This is a genomic window from Massilia mucilaginosa, from assembly GCF_011682145.1.
Classification (GTDB): Bacteria; Pseudomonadota; Gammaproteobacteria; order Burkholderiales; family Burkholderiaceae_D; genus Telluria_A; species Telluria_A mucilaginosa.
Genome location: NZ_WHJH01000386.1, coordinates 1 through 253, shown reverse-complemented (window position 1 = coordinate 253; position 253 = coordinate 1). Strand labels below are relative to the sequence as shown.

Here is a 253-nt window from a genome sequence, read left to right as displayed (position 1 = left end):
ACTTGGTCAGCTTGGTGCTCCCGACTGGGCAGCACTAGCTTGAATCTGGAAGAAGTATCGTTTTATGTATTACTTGGGTAGTGATCGTGCGTATCGCACAAAACACAACGCGCATTTCTTATCTCTGCACCTGCTAAGGTTATAGGGACAAGCCGTACGGGCAATTAGTATCAGTTAGCTTAATGCATTACTGCACTTCCACACCTGACCTATCAACGTCCTGGTCTCGAACGACCCTTTAAAGAGCTCAAGG

Annotated in this window: 1 rRNA gene; it reads right to left on the bottom strand. The window is 47.0% G+C overall.

The window, feature by feature from the left end:
* Positions 1 to 143 precede the first annotated feature (143 nt).
* Positions 144 to 253 (bottom strand): 23S ribosomal RNA (locus tag F2P45_RS37580); the annotation flags it as partial.